The organism is Dolichospermum sp. UHCC 0259 (assembly GCF_009711935.1).
In the GTDB taxonomy this organism is placed as follows: domain Bacteria; phylum Cyanobacteriota; class Cyanobacteriia; order Cyanobacteriales; family Nostocaceae; genus Dolichospermum.
Genome location: NZ_VIKX01000140.1, coordinates 1 through 21,483 on the forward strand (window position 1 = coordinate 1; position 21,483 = coordinate 21,483).

21 protein-coding genes and 2 pseudogenes are annotated in these 21,483 nt (G+C 37.4%); 18 read left to right on the forward strand and 5 right to left on the reverse strand.

The features are described from left to right. The 3 genes and pseudogenes from FJR05_RS11130 to FJR05_RS11140 form a co-directional block, all read right to left on the reverse strand. Positions 1–2,014, reverse strand: a pseudogene (locus FJR05_RS11130) (helicase SNF2); the annotation flags it as partial. A gap of 391 nt (positions 2,015–2,405) precedes the next feature. After that, the gene (locus tag FJR05_RS11135; RefSeq protein ID WP_168644146.1) at positions 2,406–5,534 is read right to left on the reverse strand and encodes an efflux RND transporter permease subunit; all 3,129 of its coding nucleotides are present in this window, start codon (positions 5,532–5,534) and stop codon (positions 2,406–2,408) included. Between the two features lie 194 nt (positions 5,535–5,728). Then, positions 5,729–6,400, reverse strand: a complete 672-nt coding sequence (locus FJR05_RS11140; protein ID WP_168644147.1) for a cobalt transporter — start codon at positions 6,398–6,400, stop codon at positions 5,729–5,731. A 130-nt stretch (positions 6,401–6,530) separates the two neighbouring features. On the opposite strand from FJR05_RS11140, the gene rppA reads away from it, so the two are divergent. The 6 genes from rppA (at position 6,531) to FJR05_RS11170 (ending at position 11,093) form a co-directional block, all read left to right on the forward strand. Then, complete coding sequence (gene rppA / locus FJR05_RS11145; RefSeq protein ID WP_168644179.1) at positions 6,531–7,229, forward strand: two-component system response regulator RppA; 699 nt, start codon at positions 6,531–6,533, stop codon at positions 7,227–7,229. Further along, positions 7,230–7,355, forward strand: a complete 126-nt coding sequence (locus tag FJR05_RS27640) for a hypothetical protein (RefSeq protein ID WP_256376190.1) — start codon at positions 7,230–7,232, stop codon at positions 7,353–7,355. Further along, complete coding sequence (gene rppB, locus FJR05_RS11150; protein WP_168644148.1) at positions 7,348–8,724, forward strand: two-component system sensor histidine kinase RppB; 1,377 nt, start codon at positions 7,348–7,350, stop codon at positions 8,722–8,724. The genes FJR05_RS27640 and rppB overlap by 8 nt, the downstream gene beginning before the upstream one ends. A 742-nt stretch (positions 8,725–9,466) precedes the next feature. Then, a complete protein-coding gene (locus FJR05_RS11155; RefSeq protein WP_168644149.1) occupies positions 9,467–9,787 on the forward strand; it encodes a hypothetical protein in 321 nt (106 codons plus the stop codon). Positions 9,788–9,824: 37 nt separating this feature from the next. Beyond that, positions 9,825–10,079 carry a type II toxin-antitoxin system VapC family toxin gene (locus tag FJR05_RS11160; RefSeq protein WP_254446908.1) on the forward strand — a complete coding sequence of 85 codons (255 nt, stop codon included), beginning with the start codon at positions 9,825–9,827 and terminating at the stop codon, positions 10,077–10,079. A 699-nt stretch (positions 10,080–10,778) separates the two neighbouring features. Continuing rightward, the gene (locus FJR05_RS11170) at positions 10,779–11,093 is read left to right on the forward strand and encodes a barstar family protein (protein ID WP_168644151.1); all 315 of its coding nucleotides are present in this window, start codon (positions 10,779–10,781) and stop codon (positions 11,091–11,093) included. On the opposite strand, the gene FJR05_RS11175 is transcribed toward FJR05_RS11170, so the two are convergent. Together FJR05_RS11175 and FJR05_RS11180 are read right to left on the reverse strand one after the other, a co-directional pair. After that, positions 11,048–11,362 (reverse strand): type II toxin-antitoxin system VapC family toxin, encoded by a 315-nt coding sequence (locus FJR05_RS11175; protein ID WP_168644152.1) that lies wholly within the window; start codon positions 11,360–11,362, stop codon positions 11,048–11,050. The genes FJR05_RS11170 and FJR05_RS11175 overlap by 46 nt on opposite strands. An 8-nt stretch (positions 11,363–11,370) precedes the next feature. After that, a complete protein-coding gene (locus FJR05_RS11180; RefSeq protein ID WP_168644153.1) occupies positions 11,371–11,718 on the reverse strand; it encodes a hypothetical protein in 348 nt (115 codons plus the stop codon). A gap of 293 nt (positions 11,719–12,011) precedes the next feature. On the opposite strand from FJR05_RS11180, the gene FJR05_RS11185 reads away from it, so the two are divergent. The 12 genes and pseudogenes from FJR05_RS11185 to FJR05_RS11235 all read left to right on the forward strand — a co-directional run bounded on the left by FJR05_RS11185 (position 12,012) and on the right by FJR05_RS11235 (position 21,458). Beyond that, entirely contained in the window at positions 12,012–12,365 is a 354-nt protein-coding gene (locus FJR05_RS11185; protein WP_168644154.1) for a hypothetical protein, read from the forward strand. A gap of 478 nt (positions 12,366–12,843) precedes the next feature. Next, positions 12,844–13,824, forward strand: coding sequence for a hypothetical protein (locus FJR05_RS11190; protein WP_168644155.1), 981 nt, complete (start codon positions 12,844–12,846; stop codon positions 13,822–13,824). Positions 13,825–13,845: 21 nt separating this feature from the next. Next, positions 13,846–14,109: a hypothetical protein gene (locus FJR05_RS11195; protein ID WP_168644156.1), complete on the forward strand. Its 264-nt coding sequence runs from the start codon at positions 13,846–13,848 to the stop codon at positions 14,107–14,109. An 8-nt stretch (positions 14,110–14,117) separates the two neighbouring features. Next, positions 14,118–14,342, forward strand: coding sequence for a hypothetical protein (locus tag FJR05_RS11200; RefSeq protein ID WP_168644157.1), 225 nt, complete (start codon positions 14,118–14,120; stop codon positions 14,340–14,342). Positions 14,343–14,432: 90 nt separating this feature from the next. Further along, the gene (locus FJR05_RS11205; RefSeq protein ID WP_168644158.1) at positions 14,433–15,254 is read left to right on the forward strand and encodes a NifU family protein; all 822 of its coding nucleotides are present in this window, start codon (positions 14,433–14,435) and stop codon (positions 15,252–15,254) included. Between the two features lie 131 nt (positions 15,255–15,385). Continuing rightward, positions 15,386–15,634, forward strand: a complete 249-nt coding sequence (locus tag FJR05_RS11210) for a hypothetical protein (protein ID WP_168644145.1) — start codon at positions 15,386–15,388, stop codon at positions 15,632–15,634. 15 nt (positions 15,635–15,649) lie between these two features. Beyond that, positions 15,650–15,835 (forward strand): annotated as a pseudogene (locus FJR05_RS27280) (DUF6516 family protein); the annotation flags it as partial. 165 nt (positions 15,836–16,000) lie between these two features. Then, a complete protein-coding gene (locus FJR05_RS11215; RefSeq protein ID WP_174783669.1) occupies positions 16,001–17,161 on the forward strand; it encodes a hypothetical protein in 1,161 nt (386 codons plus the stop codon). Positions 17,162–17,200: 39 nt separating this feature from the next. After that, positions 17,201–19,570: a carbamoyltransferase HypF gene (gene hypF / locus FJR05_RS11220; protein ID WP_168644159.1), complete on the forward strand. Its 2,370-nt coding sequence runs from the start codon at positions 17,201–17,203 to the stop codon at positions 19,568–19,570. 60 nt (positions 19,571–19,630) lie between these two features. Further along, entirely contained in the window at positions 19,631–19,876 is a 246-nt protein-coding gene (locus FJR05_RS11225) for a HypC/HybG/HupF family hydrogenase formation chaperone (RefSeq protein ID WP_168644160.1), read from the forward strand. Between the two features lie 124 nt (positions 19,877–20,000). Continuing rightward, positions 20,001–21,152, forward strand: coding sequence for a hydrogenase formation protein HypD (gene hypD / locus FJR05_RS11230; RefSeq protein ID WP_168644161.1), 1,152 nt, complete (start codon positions 20,001–20,003; stop codon positions 21,150–21,152). Between the two features lie 24 nt (positions 21,153–21,176). After that, complete coding sequence (locus FJR05_RS11235; RefSeq protein ID WP_168644162.1) at positions 21,177–21,458, forward strand: tautomerase family protein; 282 nt, start codon at positions 21,177–21,179, stop codon at positions 21,456–21,458. Positions 21,459–21,483 lie beyond the last annotated feature (25 nt).

The window sequence follows — 21,483 nt, forward strand, 5'->3', positions numbered from 1 at the left end:
TTCGTTCACTTACGCCGTAGTGTACTAGCATTATGTGAATCTTCTTGTTCAAGATTTTATCTTTTTGGGAATCTGTGAGAGAATTCCAATCAATATTTGATGTTTCTAGACAAGCAAGTTTGATATCTTCTGTAGCATCTGGAAGCATGGGTAACGGTTGAACTGCTTTGAGTGCTTCTATGTTTTTTGCTAAATTAGCAGCAATCGCTTCTTGCAGTTTTCTGTAGACGTTACCAGATAAATATTGAGCCGCGAGTTCCCATTTCTGGTTAATTGGATTATAAAAGATGAGATTATCAGCATCGAGTTCTTGAATGATTTCCTCTTGACTCAGGTTGCTAATTTCTGAGATATAATCCAAATCTAAGCAACCTTTGATATTCAGAGAATGTGTTAAAGCATCTTGGGCTGAATTAACTTTTGTGGGAGCAGAATATGAACGACAAACTCGTTTAGAGAAAATATCAGCTAATTTGTAATTGCTCTTTTCTAGAGTTCTGACTAAATAATAGTTGGGGTCTTTTCCCAGATGTATTAGGTTGTACTTGCTATTGATTCTGCCCCATTTACGAATGAATGAGTTATAGCTGTTTTTAAGTTCTTGTTGGAGTTGTGTTAATTCCTCATCATTTACTGTTTGTTGGGCATTGATGACTTTTATTAAACAGCTACGGAGTTGCCAAAAATCTTCAATTCGATTTCTCTCTACTGTTTCTACTAAAACTAAATGGCTTTTCGCTCTTTGATAAATTTGGTTTTCATGAATACAAAAAGCCATTTCTTTAATATGTTGCAGTTCAGGGGGAACTAACAGAAGATCTTCAGTTTCCTTTCTAGGAGAGTAGTTAACATTTAGAGGTATTTTGCACAATGCTTCAGATAAATCTCTGCCGTCATCTAATAGAGCAAAACCTTCACCGTACAGTTTATTAATGCTTGGTGTACCTAATAAGTGATGTACATGAGGATAGATTCTCTGTTGTAAATGTGTGTATTGGGGAGATTTTTGCAGTTGGTTTTGATAATATTTATCAAAACTTCTGCCTTGAAATTCACTCAAGAAATATTCGTTGAGATGAGCTTTAGTTTTATCACCTTCATTACCCCAATCTTGAGGAACAATTTGCACTTCTTGAGTATTTATCCATTTTGATGTATTAGCATGACGAGAATTTTTGACTCTTTGAAAGATTAGCAGAATGGGGCTAACTTGAGTTCTAGCTATGGTGTTAAATACTCCACTAGGAAGTCTAACGGCTGTTACCAGTTCTAGTTTTTGTCCTAACCAAGCTCGGAACTTTTGAGAACTGGGAGCATCTAAAGTGTAAGTAGAAGTAATGACTGCAATTAATCCTTCTTCTCTCACTAAGTCGGCAGATTTGGCTAGAAAATAGTTATGGATGCTGACTCCCAGAAAGTTATATTTTGAGTCATTTACTCCATAGTCACCAAAGGGAAAATTCCCACATACCAAATCAAAATATCCTTCGGGGAAGCTGACTTTTTCAAAGCCCTGATTATAGATTTGAGCTTCGGGATATAAATGTTTGGCTATGGTAGCGGGTGTTTTATCTAATTCAATTCCAAATAGTTTTGAGTTGCAGCGTATATCTTCTGGTATGAGTCCAAAGAATAAACCAGTACCGCAAGCTGGTTCTAATATTCTGCCTCCTGTAAATCCTATGCGTGATAGCATTTCCCAAATACTACGGATGATTTTGGGTTCTGTATAATGGGCATTTAATATGCTACTGGCAGCGTTATTAAATTCATCTTGATTCAGTAAAGTTAGCAATTTTTTTTGTGCTTTAGCAGCCCATCTGCTTTGTGGATTTAAGCTAAATATTTCAGGTAAACAACCCCATCCATTGAATTTGGCTAATATTTGTAGTTGTTCTTGGGTGGGAGTAGTGTTGAGATTTTGCAGGGTAATAATTGCCTGTTTGTTGTTTTCCCATCTTTGTTGGGGTGTGGCTTTTAATTCTGATTCTATTGTTGAGTTGATTGTAAACATATACCATTGCCAAAAAATAGTTTTGGTAATGGGCGCATAGCGCAAATTTACGATTTAAATAATTAGACCTCTGGTAGAATCATTTTTATGGTGTGATTAAGGGTGTAGTTGAATGCTAGATTAGGCTGGGTAATTAGAAAAGGTGATACCTACCCCTGTTCTGTCACAGTAGGGAAAATGCAATACCTGAAATACCTGTGAGGGTTTTGGTTTTCACGCTTTGGTAATGAAATTTATTCATCTGCTTTTGGAATGATCTTAAAGTTTGAAATTCTTGTGTTCGCGTAGTGTTCCCGCAGGGTAGCAAAAATCCCCCAGCTAGAAGCTGTGGGGATTGTCAACTTGAGAATGTAAAGATGTTGTTATAGTACCAATCACAACATCATCGTTATTAGTCTGACCATGTTTGGTTAACTAAAACAGGTTTGTGTTGAGGCATCAACTGTTTGCCAAACTTAGCATAGAGAGCCGGAATAACTAATAAAGTCAAAGCTGTAGAAGTAAATAAACCGCCCAAAACTACAATTGCTAAGGGTTGCAGAATTTCATTTCCAGCCCCACTAGCGATCGCCAAGGGCAGCATCCCCAATGCTGATGTGAGTGCCGTCATCAAGATGGCGTTAACTCGTTCTAGAGAACCCTGGACAATCACATCTTTAAGAGGCATTCCCTGAGTAAACTTATTATTATAGTTGTCTACCAACAACAAGCCATTGCGGACAGCAACGCCAAATAGGGTAATAAAACCAATCAAAGAAGCGATGGAAATCACACCGCCACTCAAAGCAATGGAGATGATACCACCCACCAAAGCCAAAGGCAGATTGAGCATGATGGCGATTGTCGCGGGGAGGGATTTAACAGAGAAGAACATCAACATCGCAATCACAATCGCTGCCAAAATACTAAATACCAGGAGATTATTAGTAGCACGCTGCTCCGATTCAAATTGTCCACCGTACTGAATAAAGTAGCCATTAGGGAGTTTAATTTTCTGTTGAATTTGGGATTGAATATCGCCGACGACACTGCCCAAATCACGCTCGGCCACATTTGCCGAAACAACTATCAGTCGTGAGACATCTTCCCGATTGACAACATTTGCTCCCATACCGTACTCTACTTTCGCAACCACACCCAGTTGGATAGTTTGCCCAATAGGGGTAGTGATGGGAATAGCACGAATGGCATCTAAACTATTGCGGGCTTTATCCGTCAAAGAGATAGAAATATCAATAAGCTGCTGATTTTCTGCCACTTGCGACACCACACGACCATTTAAAGCAGTTTCCACCACATTTGACAACTGCTCCATACTCAATCCATAGGTAGCGGCAGCAGTGCGATCATATTGAATTTGTACCTGACGAATGGGTAGTTGGGGTTCAAGCTGCAAGTCCACAACCCCTGTAATGGGCTGAATCACATCTCGTACTTGTTCGCCAATCTTTCGCAGTTCTGTTAAATCCGGTCCAAAGATTTTCACAGCGATCGCACTTCTGACCCCCGACAGCACTTCATCCATGCGGTGAGAAATAAATCCACCAATATTAGATGCCACACCAGGCAGTTTATTGAACTCTTGCCGTAATTGTTTAATGCTGGCTTCGCGGTCTTGGAGGGCGCGATCGCTCAATTCAACGTCCACATGAGCCATACTCACTCCTGCCCCATCTGCATCTCCTGGAGTGCGTCCTGCTCGTACTTGCACCCACTCATACAAAGGATTATCTTTAAGCGCACTAGACAGTGCTATCCCAGCCCGATTGGTCATATCAAGGGAAACACCCGGAAATAAAACCATTGAATTGACCAATGATTTCTCCTGAAATTCCGGCAGAAACACCCGTCCCAGGGAGGGAACGATGGCAAAAGCAGCAACCAAGGCTGCAAGTGCTACACCCAGAATGATTTGGGGCGATCGCAGCGACAGATTTAACAATGGACGATATAACCGTTCTGCCCAACGTGAGATAAATGTACCTTCTTGGGGTAGGGTTTGGTTTGCCAGCAGAATGGCACACAAAGCAGGTGAAAGGGTCATAGCCACCAAAGTAGACGCACAGATAGAAAGCAAGTATGCAAAACCCATCGGTGCAAAAATATTACCCTCAACACCCGTCAAACTAAAAATTGGTGCAAACACGACCACAATGATCACCGTGGAAAAAATCACGGCTAACCGCACCTGTACAGAGGTTTCATACACCACCTCGAAAGGATGCTTGGGGTTGCCCTGTGCCTGATTAGTTCGCAATCCGCGATAGCAGTTCTCCATGTCCACGATTGAGTCATCAACAACTGAGCCAATAGCTACGACTAAACCGCCCAAGGTCATAGTGTTAATGCCCAAGCCAAAAGCTTTCATGAACATTAAGCCAATTAACAGTGACAGAGGAATTGCACTCAGAGTAATTACGGCAGTACGCCAATTCATTAGAAATAACAGCATAATCACCGACACGATGATGATGCCTTGAATCAGGGAACTGCTGACATTGGCAATGGCAGTATCAATAAAGTTAGATTGTCGGAATGTTCGCGCCACTTGCACATCAGAGGGAAATGTGTCCTGCAAAGATTGCAGCATCGCTTCTACCGCTTTTGTCACCGTGGGAGTATCAACATCAGGCTGTTTGTTAATCATCATCACCACAGCTGGCTGACCATTAAAACTAGCGTCCCCCCGCTTCAGTGCTGCACCCGTTTTTACTTCCGCTACGTCTTTGAGCAAAATCGGTTTCCCATCTTGCACCTTCACCACAGATTGTTGCAAGTCTGCAATTGATTTTACCTGGCCAATACCGCGTACCAACAGTTCTTGACCACCACCAATGAGAAATCCACCAGGGGCGTTAGAATTTGCACCCTTAGCAGCATTGGTAACTTCAGTCAGGGAAACATTGAGCGATCGCAATTTGGCTGGATCAACTAACACCTGTTCCTGTCGTTCATCCCCACCGTAAACAGTAACTTGGGTAACTCCCGGCACAGATAAAATTTGGTTGCTCAGGGTGCTATCCACCAGACGGCGCAAATCCATCAGCGAAGTCTGTCCTTGTCCATTCACAGTAAAGGCATACTGTAAAATCGTACCCAAGGGCGATGCTAACGGTGAAATTTCCGGTGGATGCACCCCTTCAGGTAACTGATTTGTCACCTGCTGGAGTCGTTCTGTCACTGATTGCCGAGCTTTATAAATGTCCGCTTCCTGGTCAAACACCACCTGCACCATAGACAGCCCAACTTTAGAGGAAGAACGCACCGTAGTCACCCCTGGCAAACCATTCACCGCGCTTTCAATCGGCACAGTAATTTGTGATTCCACTTCCTCTGGCGCTAGTCCAGTCGCTTCAGTGTGAATATCTACCTGGGGGGGCGCAAATTCGGGAAACACATCCAGGGGCATCTGTGTAACAGTAAACACTCCCCATATTGTGACTAAAATCGCACAGATAACTATAAACCAACGCTGGGTAATTGAGTTTTTGAGAATCTGATTCAGAAGGGAATTAAACATTTCAATTAAAAATCTCCTTTCTTATAGGACTTACAGCAGTTTTTATGTATTTAGACACACAGTGATATCTGTATTTCTTTCTTTGCGCCTTTGCGTGAGACATAGAAATGTGGTACGCGCTTCGCGCAGGCTACGCGTTAGCGAAGCTTTCGCTTTAGCGATACGTTTTTTCATGATTTTGCGTAAGTCCTGTCTTATTCAGATAAATCGCTTTTCTTTTTACCCATACCTACGACAACAGCGATCGCTCCACCCACAAGCACAACTCCACCACCAACTCCTGCTAAAATACCCATCGGCAATCCACCACTTGCTTGCTGAGTTGTTTCACCAGCCTGTGAGACGAGATTACCGCTGGCATCATGGCTATGAGGTATTCCTTTAGCATCTGCCTGAGCATGGGCTGTATCAGTTTTAGGAGTAGCGCTCGCTACTGGACTGGGTGCTGTATCGGCGGTTTGAGTTTTACGCGATTCGGCATAGAGCGACAAACTACCTTGGGTAACGAGCTTTTCCCCAACTGATAATCCTTTTGTCACTGAGATTAGTTCGCCTTTGGTTGCACCGGTGGTGACTTCGACTGGCTCATAAAAATTCTTATACTGCACAAAGACTATCTGTTTATCGTTTGCATCAACCAATGCCGTCACCGGAATCATCACCGCAGATCCAGATTTGGCAGAGGAGCTGATCGGTGTTACCACAATACCTAACAGTTGATCGGTTTGAGCATTGACTTTGACGCGATTAATGCCGCCCGTTGCTTGAAATTCATCACCATGTCCAACGTGAGCAAATACAACTGTGGGCGTACTGATAATTAAACTGGCTGCCAGAATGGAACTCACTAGTATAAAAGATTTCATAATCACTCCTCACAATGAATACGGGGTTAAACAAAAGTTCTCCATAGTTTGCCAAAGTCCAGATGAAATCCAGGTGAAATGGCAAAAGTTTTTGTAAGATCAGAGCTTCGTGGTTGATTTCCCTGAAGTGATGCGAATTTTACTGGTGGAAGATGAAGCAGATTTGGGACTGGCAATCAAGCAAGTCCTAATTAGCGAGAGATATGTTGTGGATTGGGTGACAGATGGCACTGAGGCATGGCTCTGTCTTGAAAGCCAGTGGACAGACTACACAGTTGCTATTGTTGATTGGCTGTTACCGGAAATGTCGGGATTGGAGTTATGTCAGAAGCTCAGACTACACCAAAATCCCTTACCAGTGCTGATGCTTACTGCTTTGGGTCAGCCCGAAAATCGCGTGGCAGGGTTGGATGCGGGCGCGGATGATTATTTAGTCAAACCGTTTGTAATGGAAGAATTGCTGGCACGGTTGCGGGCCCTTCAGAGGCGATCGCCTCAACTACAATCGTCTACTCTGACTGTTGCAGGTTTTACTCTGGATACAGCAAATAATGTCCTTCAAGTGAATTCCGATGGATCTACGCCCCTAGTTATTCCCTTAACCACCAAAGAATTTCAGCTGCTCATGTATTTGATGCAGAACCCCAATCGCATCATTCCCGGTAGTAAATTACGTCATCAACTTTGGGATATGGATGAAGAGCCGATTAGTAATGTAGTTGCGGCGCAAATGCGTCTACTACGTCGCAAGTTAGCAAATCATGGCTGTCCCTGCCCGATTGAAACTGTTCCCGGTGCTGGCTATCGTTTTACAGCTATTTTCAGGTAAATGAACTTTTTATATCTCACGCAAAGGCGCAAAGGCGCAAAGGAAGAAAGAAATACAGATATCAGTGTGTGGTCTAAATATATGAAAACTGCTGTAAGTCTCAACTTGATTCTCGGCTATGAATAGCTACTCACTTTTTCGGCGCAGTCGTCTACGGTTAGCCCTCTGGTATGCCGGAGTTATGGGCGTGATTTTGAGTGTTTCTGGCTTGGGGATGTATCGCGCAATGGTACAAACAAAGTGGGCAGGAATGGAGCGCGAGATTGAATCAATTGCTGGAACTTTACACGATAGCGTTGAACCACTGTTACCGCCTTCTGAAGAACCGACTGCGGTTTTGCAACAAATTTTTCCTGATCTTTGTTTAAGTGAACAACCTTGCAAGGCTACCCCAACGCTGATTCAACGGCACACCATCGGTATTAGCGATCGCACCACATATTATATTCGGCTGTTCAATCATCAAGGGAAACTCCTGGCTTTTTCACCCAATCAACCGTTATCTCTGCCACCAACTCTCAACCGCACTTCATGGCAAACCTTTCGCACGGCTAACGGCATTCGCTATCACCAATTCACCACGATTTTGCATAGTGCCAATACCCATACTTTAGCTAATGAAGCCAATGCTGATTCATCCTGGGGCTATTTGCAAATTGGGCGCACTTTAGAACATTTTGATGCGGAAATTAGGCGGATTCAATGGATTATAGCGATTGGGTTGCCTATTGCTTTGAGTTTGGTTGCTACTTCCAGTTGGTGGCTTTCCGGATTAGCAATGCAGCCAATTTACCATTCCTATCAGCAACAGCAACAGTTTACCGCTAATGCTGCCCACGAATTGCGATCGCCTCTGGCTAGTCTGTTGGCGACTGTGGAAGCTATTCTCCGTATACCGCAATCAAATCAACAAGATATACAAATCATGCTTCATACTGTTGAGCGACAAGGACGACGATTGAGCCATTTAATCGCTGACTTACTCTTGTTAACCAGTCTGGAGCAAAATTCATCGTCAAAACCTTTTCAGCCCTGTTGCCTAAATGATTTGGTGAGCGATTTGACTGAAGAATTTTTAGAACTGGCTACTGCTGCTGATATTAATTTAACCTGCCAAATTCCCACTTGCGAGATTTATGCTCTAGGTAATGAATCGCAACTTTACCGTTTAGTGTCAAACTTGATTGCCAATGCCATCCAGTACACACCCAGAGGGGGATATGTAACTGTTAGCTTAGTCAGGAGTGATTACACTGCTGTGATTGCTGTGAAAGATACGGGGATTGGGATTGGGCTTGCTGATCAGGAGCGAATTTTTGACCGCTTTTACCGTGTTGATAGCAATCGCTCTCGTAAAAACGGAGGCACAGGGTTAGGTTTAGCTATAGCTGTGGCGATCGCCCAAAAACATCAAGCGCATCTGAAAGTTGAAAGTCAGGTCGGAATAGGTAGTATTTTTACGCTAGAAGTAAAAATTGTATTGTCTAATACATAGAAACTTGTTCAGATATAAACTCAATACCCGTGAATGAAATTAATAGCCTACAAATAATTACTAATATTAATTCTGCAAATATTAAGGCGTAAAAATAACTTCAGTTTAGTCTAAACTCCAGGCAAAATGTATCTAACATTAGGGAGCAATGCGATTTTGTGAGGTGGCAGCGATCGCTAATTTTATTCATCAGTACAAAAATATGTTTAGTTACCTAGCGAGCAGTATTAATACTGAAATAATTGAATATCGATAAATAGTATCCGAAAAAAATCAACACGGCTTAATTACTTGATTTTATGGGTAGGGGTTTAGCACTGCTAAACCCCTACAAATCTGGGGTTTTCGTAATTTTACAAAAGTCCATATCTCAACCGTTTTTAGTATAACTTAAATTCAGCCAAACAATACTGGGAAGCTAATAATATTCCTCTCAAGTTTTTAGTTATTAACAAATAGGTAAAGTTACATTTTCACTATTTGGAGATTGTTTGTTGTGGTTGTCAGAATCAGGATGTCCAGGATTTAAGGATGTACAGGATTGTTATTTATAGATTTTCTGTGAATATTTAATGATCAGATTTTTTGCAAATAAAAAATATATTCTATATCTTTCACAAAAACCTTTATTTCCTAAACAACATCCTGAAAATCCTTACATCCTGGGTATCCTGATTCTGACATTTTTTAACAAACGTATGTTAAAATAATAAACCAAGCACCATTATGAGATTTTTCAATTATGCAAGTAACAATTGATTTACCAGATAAATTAACAACGAAAATCATCAATCAATGGGGTAATTTACCACAAAAAATCCTGAATAATCTTGTATTAGAAGCCTTTCGAGAAAGATTAATTGATTTTGAGGAACTAAAAGATTTACTAAACTTTCCTTCTGACACTGAACTTAAAGAATTTTTAATCCAAAATAATATTCTCCATTCCGCAGGTTTACTTAATTTATATGGTACTTGTGCTGATATTGATTTTGCAACGGATGATGAAGGAATTTATCCTGAAACAGATGATGATTTAATTGAGGTTATTAATGAAAAATGATTCTTTAATTTATTTACTAGATACGAATGTTTGTATCATGTATCTCAAGGGTAAATCTCCCAGTATTAATCATCATATTGATAATTTAGAGCCTGAAAAAATTGCGCTTTGTTCTGTAGTCAAAGCTGAATTATTTTATGGTTCTATGCGTAGTAATAATCCTGAAAAAGCTGTCAGGTTACAAAAGATGTTCATAGAACAATTTATTTCTTTAGCTTTTGATGATGAATGTGCAGAAATGTATGGCAATATTCGCGCTGATTTAGCAAATTCTGGAACTCCTAATAAATAAAAATCATGTTGACTTGACCAATCACTTGGTGCTTCAATAGTTCCTGTTAATGCCTCCAGAACATCCCAAGCATTACCTTCATCTTCTGTACATTCTAGTGCTTCAGTAAAAAGAGAATTATCCTTGTGCATTCCTGCAAATTTCATCCAAGGATGTTCTGTTTTAGCCGGTTCAATTTCTAAAGTTACTATTTCTGGTTTTCGCGCTTGAAAAAGTTGAATAAGATTATTTAATGCCTCTTCTTTATTTGCACCTAAACCTTGACATTCTGGTAAACTTAACAATGTAGCTTTAACCGTTCCATCTTCTTGATTTTCAATCAAGACATCATAAGTTAACTTGGGTGCAATTGTGGAAAGAGCATTTTTAACAGCTAAAATCATGATATTTTTACTCTTATAACTCTGAATTGATTATAACATAATAGTTAAAATTATCATCTAAGTAGGTAGGCGGAGGAAAATCAACATATATTTCTTTTTGTGAAATGGCTAAAACTCAACCACAATAACGCATTGAGGTAAATTTACATATCGTTACACATTTTGGTTATTTTACGTCCACCTACTTACATGATTTTAAGATTTATAGAATTTTATTAGCAATCATCCATTTTATATTTGATCATCCTGTTAATCCTTTAATCCTGGACATCCTGATTCAGACAATTTTACTAACCTATTTCCTCACCATAAATCTATGAATCATAAAGTTTTTTATCTTAATGGTAAAAAAATCAATAGCAAACAAACATTTTTAAAACAAGCTGCTGAAGTAATGGAAATTCCTCCATACTTCGGCAATAACTGGGATGCTTTCGATGAATGTATCACTGATTTAACATGGTGTCCGGCTCAAAGATATGTGATATTATATGATCATGCTGATATCTTTGCTCAAGCTGAACCGACACAGTACCAAATAGCATTAGATATTTTAAATTCAGCCAAACAATACTGGGAAGCTAATCATATTCCTCTCAAGTTTTTAGTTATTAACAAATATTCACTGTAAATATTGCCAGCAGCTTCGCTAAATTGCAGGACATTCAGACTATTAATATCTTCTAATGTATCCTCTAACCTAGCATAAGCTAATACTAATTCACTTGATGAATCAGCCTTACTAATAATATTCATCCGTCCTCTTATTTGTTCACTAGCTGTAACAATAGTTATGGCAATATCTTGAGGATTAAACATACTTAATCTTTGTCTGATCAATGTATTTCCTCTTTGCAATAATGACAGATGATCAGTGTCTAGTATTCTTAAATTATTCACTGCTTTACTTACCTTGATTCATTATTTGCATCTAATTCACGACGATATTCTTCTATATATTCCAACATTTGATCAAAGTGTGGATCATCTTTATACTTACCTGCTATTTTCATCCAAGGATTTTCAATTTGAGGAGATTTAATTTCTAAAGTGACAATCTTAGCATTTCCTAAACGAACTTGCAAAATCTTATCTAATTCTTCTATTGCTTCCGTTTCTGTATTCCCTAAACCTTGACATTCTGGTAAACTTAATAATGTCGCTTTCACAGTACCATCTGCTTGATTTTCAATCAACACATCATAAGTTAACTTAGGTGCAATAGTAGGAGAAGGATTTTTCACAGCTAAAATCATGATATTTCTAATCTTCTAATTCTGAATTGATTATAACATAATAGTTAAAATTATCATCTACAGGATTTTAAGATTTATAGAATTTTATTAGCGATCGCCCATTTTATATTTTATCATCCTGTAAATCCTTTAATCCTGGACATCCTGATTCTGACAAATAATAAAATTTATTCCCTGAGTTCCTCAATTTATGGTATTTTTACCCTGATTATAGTCTTCTATATTTTTTCTAATCTGGCTAAAAATATCCTACCTTCAAATTACTGAAACAGAATTTTAACCAGAGGAATATTATGTTAGATTTATACGATTTAATCCGCAATATCCAAAAACGTCCAGCTATGTATTTAGGAAAAGCAACTATCGCTAATCTTCGCACTTTTATCGCTGGTTACAGTTTTGCACGTCGTCAAATGCAAATACCTCAAACTTCTCAAGAACAAGAATTTTCAAATTTTCAAACTTGGATACAACAAAAATATAATGTTACTTATAATCAAACTTGGGATCAGATAATTTTATTTTTCTCTAAAGATGAAAATACTGCTTTTGAGGAATTTTTTAAATTATTTGATGAATTTACACAAACAGATTCTATTTCTAAACAGCAAGAGAATGTCAAAGTAAGTTCAGCCACTATAGTGTAATCGTTTTGCGCTACGCTATCAGACATTTTTAACCAATGCTCCAATCTTCCAAACGCAAATTAGGAACTTTTTCAAAATCCTTCCAATTGTGAGTTACTAAAATCCCATTGACGGATGATGATATTTATTGAATCTAGTACATCCCAAACATTACCTTCATTATTGCGTATTTCTGTAACTTCCATTAAAGGATATTTTTGGATATTTCTGTGAATATTTAATGATTATAAATTATGATTCAGCGGAAAATATATTTTCTATCATTCACAACATGTGTAACTCACTTAGTTCAAAAGTATTGCATATTAGTTAATAAATAAGAAATGGTAAAACAGTGATACAAAAATTAGTTAATGCGGTGATAACTGAGTGACAACTGTGATGAATATGAGTAATTTCTCTCTAGAGTTTTTAGAATAACTTGCTTTATAGTAAGAATAATTGACTCAATTCCCCAACCGATGAGAATCCGCCAATTATGATATCTAGTATTACAGATTCATTTGTAAAATCTGCTATTGCGTCCATATCTTCAGAGTCAGCAACAACAGCAGAAAAAATCCAAATGCTGATAGAAATTGGCACAGGCTTTCAAAAAAAGCCGAAAACAGCCCAAGATTTACATAATGCAATTGGGCTATTTGAGCGTGCATATCAGATGTGTGGGGAGGAGTATCTTTTACTAAAAGCACGGGCTAAGGTGGGCATGGCAGGGACATTACAGATGATTCCTGATGGTGATTCCCAATTGTTGCGACAAGCACGGGCAGATTATGAAGAAGCTTTGCCCATTTTACAACAATTGGCAACGGCGGAGGAAGTAGCCGCAGTGCAGATGAATTTGGGATTGGTTTTACAATCTCTTGTTCCCGACAATTTAGCGCGGATAACTGAGAGTATTCATGCTTATCATGAGGCTTTGCGGGTGTTTACTTGGGAAGATTACCCTCAAGAATATGCGATTTTGTATAATAACATAGCGATCGCCTATCTTTCCATGCCTATGTCATCGGAACAAGAATCTTTACGTCAAGGTTTAGCAGTCCAATCCTTTGAAATAGCTCTCAAACATATTAACATAATTGACCATCCTAGAGAATATGCAATGTTGCAAAATAATTTAGGAAATGCCTTACAATATTTAGTAAGTTCCCATCCTGTAGAAAATAATTTACGCGCTGTCTTAGCTTATGATGAAGCTTTAAAAGTGCGTAATCTTCAAGATACACCGTTAGAATATGCTAATACAATTTCTAACAAAGCTAACCTCCTCTTCAACTTACCCGACGACCTCGAAAAACCAGAATTAGGGAATCCCCAAAATCTCTTAAAAGCAGAAGAATACTATCAAGAAGCTTGGCGAATATTTACAGAACATAAGCAATTAGAACAAGCCGAGATAGTAGCCAAAGCCCTACAAGATTTAACCGCAGAAATCCAAGCATTTGCCTTAAATTAAACCCTAAATAGGAGAATGACTATGTTTGATTTAGTTAATGATCCAGGACTTGTCAAATTTTTGCATAGTTTAAATACAGAATTAAATCTCACCACAGGATTTACTTGGTTAATTATTGCTGTAATTTTATCAATGATTGGTGGTGCAATTGGCGGAATTATCCTTGCAGGTAAAGATATAGGATATCAATTTGCAGCCACAATTGGTAGTTTATTTGCACCAGCAGGAGTCATTCCTGCGGTAATTTTAGGGTTATTTATCCTGAATTTATTAGCCAATCACTAGGAGCATATATGTTAGAATTAAGTTGGTTTTCTATTCAGTTATTTTTTAAGGGTAAACTATTCCGCGACCCCCTATATTTTCTGCGTCAAACTATTATTGCTAGTGGTATTGGTGCAATCATCTTAGTATTACTAGCACAAGCCTCAATTCCCCTCTGTATTCCCATTACTGTAGCTAGTTTAACGACAGGTGCAATTATGCCTTTCTTGTTGCAAGACTTTAGAATGAAATAAATTTCTAACAATCCTCCGTAGGGGCGCAGGGCCTGCGCCCTAAATTAATTTCAAAATAACCAATTAACCCCAGATAAATCCATAAAAATAATGAATAATCTTGAAGAATTGATTACAGATATCAATCGGTTTGAAGCGATTATTGCTAACTGGGATGAAAGTCAACGTTGTGTAGCTGTGGGGTTACAAAGATCAATTGAATCTTTACATAAAGCAGCACTAACTAATTTAATTAAAAGTCTTAAACAAGAAAATATATCAGCCTTACGTCATGCTGTAGATGATGAAATTGTTTATGCAGTTTTGTTATATCACGATTTAGTTAAACCGCCCTTATCACAACGTATCCAAACAGCATTAGCAGAAATTCGTCCCAGTTTACAAAGTCATCAAGGAGATGTAGAATTAGTAGCAATTAAATTACCAGATACAGTTCAAGTTAAATTAATTGGTAGTTGTAGTAATTGCGCTACTTCTACTCTCACCTTAACTCAAGGAGTCGAACAAGCCATTAAAAAACATTGTCCAGAAATTACTAAAGTAGTTGCTGTTAATAATAATTCTACTACTACTATTACTACTGCTAATTCTCAAGATTTTCATTGGATAAAAGCAGCCACATTAGATCAAATAATTGAAAATCGTATTTTAGCAGTTAGAGTTAATAATCATGATGTAATTTTGTATAAACAAGGTGTTCATATTACCTGTTATCAAAATTCTTGTTCTCATTTGGGATTTCCTCTAGATAAAGGTAAGGTAGAAAAAGGAATTATTACTTGTTTAGCCCATGAATTTCAATATGATTTAAAGACGGGTAACTGTTTAACAGTTCCAGACATTTCTCTTCAAAGCTATGAAGTCAAAGTTAAACATGATAACGTTTATATAAAAGTAATAAATTCCAGATAAATTTTAGATACCCGACTTCTTTGAGAAGTCGGGTATCTTTGCTAAATGTAATTTTTTACTACAATTCCATCAAACTCAAATAAATATATGCTATCCTCACAGGAAAATTATTTATTAATATTTCAGGGATTATGCCTGACTTTAATAACTACATTCAAAACTTAAGAGAAAATATCCAACATGGTGGAGAATGCAGTCATTACCCCAGCCTAAAATGTCTAATTGAGGGCTTAATGATTGGTGTTAATGCCAAATATCAAATTCAAAAAACACCTAAAGGTTATGGTATCATTGGTTTTATTACCAATCATTCCTATCTTAATGGTTTAATTCATCGAGGTATGAGGGAAGAATTATTAAAGTATTTTGATACGTTATAGCTTTCCTATTCATTCCATTATCAAGACCATAAAAATAACTTAATATTTCGCTATGATAATGCAAAGCATAAGCCTGATTTGGGTTATACAGATCATAAACATATTAAAGATAAAATTGTCCAATCTAAAATTCCAGATATTGAACAAGTAATTTTAGAAATTATCAGCGAATACTTAAATAATCCAAAAGGAGAAATATAATCTAACTAAATTAACTTCGCAACAAAGAAATTAATCAGTATCAAAAAATTGTCATTATTTTAACAGAAACTTTGCGACTAATGCAGGAAATTGATAGAACTATTCCAGATTTACCACTAGAGTAAAAACTGGGATAATTAATAAATATTACTGCCTAAAACCACATTGCAAACCCAAAATATCCCCCATTTACCTCTCTCTCCTCATGGTGCAAAAATAATATTAGGAAACAATATTACACCAGAACAATTAGTAATTCCCCTTGCACCCACTCCTACAACAATGTTTGGACCTCGTGCAGCTTATTTAATATCACCAACTGGACCCTTATGGGTAGCAGATACAGGACATCATCGTTTATTAGGGTGGCGAAATCTACCTACAAATGATCATCAACCTGCTGACTGGATAATAGGACAACCTGACTTTTATCATGAAGGACAAAACGCCAAAGGTACACCAGGAGAATCTACATTTAGTGTGCCTACAGGTATTTGTAAATGTGGTAATGGGTTAGCCGTTGCCGATGCTTGGAATCATCGAATTTTAATATGGTATAATATCCCTAAAGATAGTCATATTCCCGCAGATTTAGTATTAGGACAAACAAATTTTATTGATAATTTACCTAACCGGGGAAGTCAACAACCTGCGGCAAATACCTTACATTGGCCTTATGGTATTTTCTATTATCAAGGTAAGTTATTTGTCGCTGATACCGGAAATCGTCGGTTATTAATTTGGAATCAATTACCCACAGAAAATGGACAACCTGCGGATATAGTTTTGGGACAACCAGATATGATATCTCGTAATGAAAATGGGGGTGGTTCTCCCACTGCTGCTAGTATGCGTTGGTGTCATGATATCACCCTTTGGGAAGATAATTTAGTTGTCACAGATGCAGGTAATAACCGGGTAATGATTTGGGAAGGAATACCAACAGAAAATAATGCCCCTTGTTCGGTGGTTTTAGGACAAAAAAACTTCAATTTTGTGGAATTAAATCAAGGTGTTTATTTCCCCAGTGCCAGTAGTTTAAGTATGCCTTATGGGGTAGATGTTGCGGGGGATTGGTTAATAGTTGCTGATACAGCTAATTCCCGTTTGCTAGGATGGAAAAAACGATCATCTATTTTATTATTGCAGGGTGCGGATGCTGATGGTGTGATGGGACAAGATAACTTTACAAATAAAAGCGAAAATCGCAATTTTGGACTACCAACAAGACGAAGTTTAAATTGGTGTTATGGAATTAAGGTTTGTGGTAAGAATGCAGTAGTTGCTGATTCTGGGAACAATCGCGTTTTGATTTGGAAGTTTTGATTATCTCACACAAAGGCGCAAAGACGCAAAGGAAGAAAAATGCCGCTTGAAGAAATTAGGGTTCGTGGTGTTGTTCAAGGGGTGGGTTTTCGTCCTACTGTTTATCGTTTGGCGAAGGTTTGCGGTTTGAAAGGTGATGTTTGTAATGATGGTGAAGGTGTTTTAATTCGTGTTTCTGGTAGTGAGGAAGAAATAACGGAGTTTGTCAATAAATTATATCAAGAATGTCCGCCTTTGGCAGGAATTAAGGAGTTAATTAGAAGTCCATATTTGGGTGAGTTTGATTTTGATGATTTTGTCATTTCTTGTAGTGTTCATAGTGTGGTAAAAACGGAAATCTCTCCTGACGCTGCAAGTTGTCCCCAATGTCAAAGGGAGATTTTTGATCCTTTTAGTCGTTATTTTCGTTATCCTTTTACTAATTGTACTCATTGTGGTCCAAGGTTGAGTATTATTCGGGCTATTCCTTACGATAGAAATAACACCAGCATGGTGAATTTTTCTATGTGCAAGGAATGTGAAAAGGAATATCAAGATGTAGAAAATCGTCGGTTTCATGCCCAACCTATTGCTTGTTTTGTATGTGGACCTCGTGCATGGTTAGAAAGGGCTGACGGTAAACCTGTAATCTCTGATATGTTTTCCATGTTGGATGACGTGGATGCTGTTTGCACTTTATTGCAAAAGGGTGAAATTGTTGCTATTAAAGGTTTAGGTGGTTTCCATTTAGCTTGTGATGCCACTTTAGAAAATGCAGTTCTAAAACTTAGAAATCGTAAACATCGTTATCATAAACCTTTGGCTTTAATGGCTAGAGATATTAATATTATTTCTGAGTATTGCTATATTAATGATTTAGAAAAAGAATTATTAACAAATTCTGCTGCACCAATAGTTTTATTAAATATTAAAGATCATAGTAAATTAGCATCTTCCATAGCAGCCGGACAAAATACTCTTGGTTTTATGCTGCCTTATACACCGTTACATCATTTAATTCTTAAAAGAATGAAAGTGCCAATAGTTTTAACTAGCGGTAATATTTCTGATGAACCACAATGTATAGATAATGAAGATGCAAAAGATAAGTTATCAAAAATAGCTGATTATTTTCTTTTACATAATCGAGATATTGTGAATAGAGTAGATGATTCCGTTGTTAGAGTTATTGATAATCAAATTCAAACCCTCAGACGGGCTAGAGGATATGCACCTGCACCAATTATTTTACCTCCAGGATTTGCAAAAATACCGCCTATTTTAGCAATGGGTAGCGAGTTAAAAAACACCTTTTGTTTATTACGAGAAAGTGAGGCGATTTTATCACAACATTTAGGAGATTTAGAAAATGCTGCTGCTTTTAATGCTTATCAAGAAACATTGAATTTATATCTGAATTTATTTCAACATAAACCAGAAATAATTGCTATTGATAAACATCCAGAATATTTATCTTCTAAACTTGGCAAAGAACTAGCAGAAAGTAATAACATTAAATTAGAAGAAATTCAACATCATCATGCCCATATTGCTGCTTGTATGGCAGAAAACCAAATTCCCTTAAAGACAAAACCCATTTTAGGAATAGCATTTGATGGCTTAGGATATGGTGAAGATGGTACACTATGGGGAGGAGAATTTTTACTAGCAGATTATCAAAATTTTCAAAGATTAGCTACATTTACGCCAATGGCAATGATAGGAGGAAAACAGGCAATTTATCAACCTTGGAGAAATACCTATTCTCAATTAATTAATGCTTTTACTTGGGAAGAACTTCAAAAAAAATACAGTGATTTAGAAATCATCAAATTTTTAGAACATAAAAACCCCAAACTACTCAATCAAATCATAGAAAAAGGTATTAATTCGCCCTTAACATCATCAGTAGGCAGATTATTTGATGCAGTTGCAGCCGCAATAGGTATTTGTCGAGAACAATGCAGTTATGAAGGACAAGCAGCCATAGAAATGGAAGCCATAGCTGATACCAATATTTTAAACAATGATGAAGAAAGTCTAAATTATTCCTTTAACTTTGAAAAGTCAGATAATATTTATTATATAGATACATCTCCAACATGGCGAGAAATTCTTAATGATATTAAACAGCAAATTTCACCATCGGAAATAGCGGCAAAATTTCCTAAAAGTTTAGCTATTGCTATTGTGACAATGGTTAAACAACTTAGACAAGAACATCAATTTAATCAAGTAGCATTAACAGGAGGCGTATTTCAGAACCAAATTCTATTCCGACAGGTAAAAATGCGATTAGAAAAATTAGAAATTAATGTATTAACTCATAGTATAGTACCAACAAATGATGGCGGTTTATCATTAGGACAAAGTGTAATTGCAGCCGCTAAATATATAAAAAGATCCCCGACTTCTGAGATTAAGTTATAATTTATTCATTAAATTATAAAAGAAGTCGGGGATCTGGAATCTTAAAGAAGGAAAACTAAAATGTGCTTAGGAATACCCGGACAAATAACAGAAATAACCAATAAAGAACATAAACTAGCTATGGTTAATATTGGAGGAGTCAAAAGACAAATAAATATAGCCTGTATAGTTGACGAACAACACCCTCCCGAAAAATGTATAGGAGATTGGGTATTAGTTCACGTCGGTTTCGCCATGAACAGAATCAATGAACAAGAAGCCGCAGAAACATTACAATTATTGCAAGAAATAGCCGCCTTGCACTAAAGTACAAGCCTAATAGCAAAAGTCCGTTAAAACGGACTGGAAAAACAAAATAATGACATTCTAGCTAATCAATTTATGTTTTCTGAAGTAATTAATCCAAAATCTAAAAAAATTTGAAATTGATATGAAATATGTAGACGAATTTCGTAACCCAGAAAAAGCCCAAGCCTTACAAAAAGAAATCAAAAAACTCAGCCAAAAAATAGACAGACATTTAAAAATAATGGAAGTATGTGGAGGACATACCCATTCTATTTTTAAATATGGAATCGAAGAAATATTGCCAGATAATATTGAATTAATTCATGGGCCTGGTTGTCCAGTGTGTGTCATGCCTAAAGGGAGAATAGATGATGCGATCGCCCTCTGTCAACTACCCAACGTCATATTTACCACATTTGGCGACGCAATGCGCGTACCCGGTTCAAAAACCAGCTTATTGCAAGCCAAAGCCCAAGGTGCTGATATTCGCATGGTTTACTCACCCTTGGATAGTCTGAAAATAGCCAAAGAAAACCCCAATAAAGAAATCATCTTCTTTGGTTTAGGCTTTGAAACCACCGCCCCTAGTACCGCATTTACCATTCTCCAAGCAGCCGCAGAAAATATTACTAATTTCAGTATGTTTTCTAATCATGTATTAGTAATTCCCGCCTTACAAGCATTATTAGAAAACCCCGATTTACAACTTGATGGTTTTGTTGGTCCAGGTCATGTAAGTATGGTCATAGGAACAGAACCTTATGAATTTATTGCCAAAGAATATCATAAACCAATTGTTATTTCTGGCTTTGAACCATTAGACATCTTCCAATCAATTTGGATGTTATTAAAACAAATAGTAGAAAATCGTTGTCAAGTTGAAAATCAATATAATCGTTTAGTAGAACCAGCCGGAAATAAAAACGCATTAATAGCCATGAATCAAGTTTTTACAGTGCGTGAAAAATTTGCATGGCGAGGTTTAGGAGAAATCCCCAATTCCGGTTTTAAAATCCGCCAGGAATATGCCCAATTTGATGCTGAAGTTAAATTTACAATTCCTAATTTAAAAGTAGCAGATCATAAAGCTTGTCAATGTGGAGAAATTCTCAAAGGAGTTTTAAAACCTTGGCAATGTAAAGTATTTGGAACAGCTTGCACCCCAGAATCACCCATAGGAACTTGTATGGTTTCTTCCGAAGGTGCTTGTGCAGCGTATTATAAATATGGGCGACTTTCAACAATGGCTAAAAGAGAAAAATTAGGTGCATCGAACGAACCTCTATCAGTCTAAATTGCACAATTTGAGGAAAATTAGATGGCTTATGTAACCGTCCGCATTGGTAAAAATAATTCCATAGAAAAAAAGAGGAAATTAGTTAAAAATATAACTGATGCTTTATCCTCAGTTATAGATACTAAATCTGAATCAATAATTGTTCATATTGAAGAAATTGAAGGAGAAGATTGGGCAGTCGGTGGAGTTTTGTATTATGATAAAAACAGCAATAGGCGCGATGAAAGAGACGACCGAGACGACAGACGCGAAAGACACGAAAGAGACGACCGAGACGACCGAGATGATAGAAAAAACAGGTAAATAATTTAAACTGACAGGCATTTTG

What these genes read in the sequence shown, in the direction of transcription:
- rppA (WP_168644179.1), top strand. Translation starts at nt 6,531, where the DNA reads ATGCGAATTTTACTGGTGGAAGATGAAGCAGATTTGGGACTGGCAATC.
- FJR05_RS11225 (WP_168644160.1), top strand. Translation starts at nt 19,631, where the DNA reads ATGTGCTTAGGAATACCCGGACAAATAACAGAAATAACCAATAAAGAA.
- FJR05_RS11185 (WP_168644154.1), top strand. Translation starts at nt 12,012, where the DNA reads ATGTTAGATTTATACGATTTAATCCGCAATATCCAAAAACGTCCAGCT.
- FJR05_RS11195 (WP_168644156.1), top strand. Translation starts at nt 13,846, where the DNA reads ATGTTTGATTTAGTTAATGATCCAGGACTTGTCAAATTTTTGCATAGT.
- FJR05_RS11210 (WP_168644145.1), top strand. Translation starts at nt 15,386, where the DNA reads ATGCCTGACTTTAATAACTACATTCAAAACTTAAGAGAAAATATCCAA.
- FJR05_RS11155 (WP_168644149.1), top strand. Translation starts at nt 9,467, where the DNA reads ATGCAAGTAACAATTGATTTACCAGATAAATTAACAACGAAAATCATC.
- FJR05_RS11160 (WP_254446908.1), top strand. Translation starts at nt 9,825, where the DNA reads ATGTATCTCAAGGGTAAATCTCCCAGTATTAATCATCATATTGATAAT.
- FJR05_RS11235 (WP_168644162.1), top strand. Translation starts at nt 21,177, where the DNA reads ATGGCTTATGTAACCGTCCGCATTGGTAAAAATAATTCCATAGAAAAA.
- FJR05_RS11190 (WP_168644155.1), top strand. Translation starts at nt 12,844, where the DNA reads ATGATATCTAGTATTACAGATTCATTTGTAAAATCTGCTATTGCGTCC.
- FJR05_RS11140 (WP_168644147.1), bottom strand. Translation starts at nt 6,400, where the DNA reads ATGAAATCTTTTATACTAGTGAGTTCCATTCTGGCAGCCAGTTTAATT.
- hypD (WP_168644161.1), top strand. Translation starts at nt 20,001, where the DNA reads ATGAAATATGTAGACGAATTTCGTAACCCAGAAAAAGCCCAAGCCTTA.
- rppB (WP_168644148.1), top strand. Translation starts at nt 7,348, where the DNA reads ATGAATAGCTACTCACTTTTTCGGCGCAGTCGTCTACGGTTAGCCCTC.
- FJR05_RS11135 (WP_168644146.1), bottom strand. Translation starts at nt 5,534, where the DNA reads ATGTTTAATTCCCTTCTGAATCAGATTCTCAAAAACTCAATTACCCAG.
- FJR05_RS27640 (WP_256376190.1), top strand. Translation starts at nt 7,230, where the DNA reads ATGAACTTTTTATATCTCACGCAAAGGCGCAAAGGCGCAAAGGAAGAA.
- FJR05_RS11170 (WP_168644151.1), top strand. Translation starts at nt 10,779, where the DNA reads ATGAATCATAAAGTTTTTTATCTTAATGGTAAAAAAATCAATAGCAAA.
- FJR05_RS11180 (WP_168644153.1), bottom strand. Translation starts at nt 11,718, where the DNA reads ATGATTTTAGCTGTGAAAAATCCTTCTCCTACTATTGCACCTAAGTTA.
- FJR05_RS11205 (WP_168644158.1), top strand. Translation starts at nt 14,433, where the DNA reads ATGAATAATCTTGAAGAATTGATTACAGATATCAATCGGTTTGAAGCG.
- hypF (WP_168644159.1), top strand. Translation starts at nt 17,201, where the DNA reads ATGCCGCTTGAAGAAATTAGGGTTCGTGGTGTTGTTCAAGGGGTGGGT.
- FJR05_RS11200 (WP_168644157.1), top strand. Translation starts at nt 14,118, where the DNA reads ATGTTAGAATTAAGTTGGTTTTCTATTCAGTTATTTTTTAAGGGTAAA.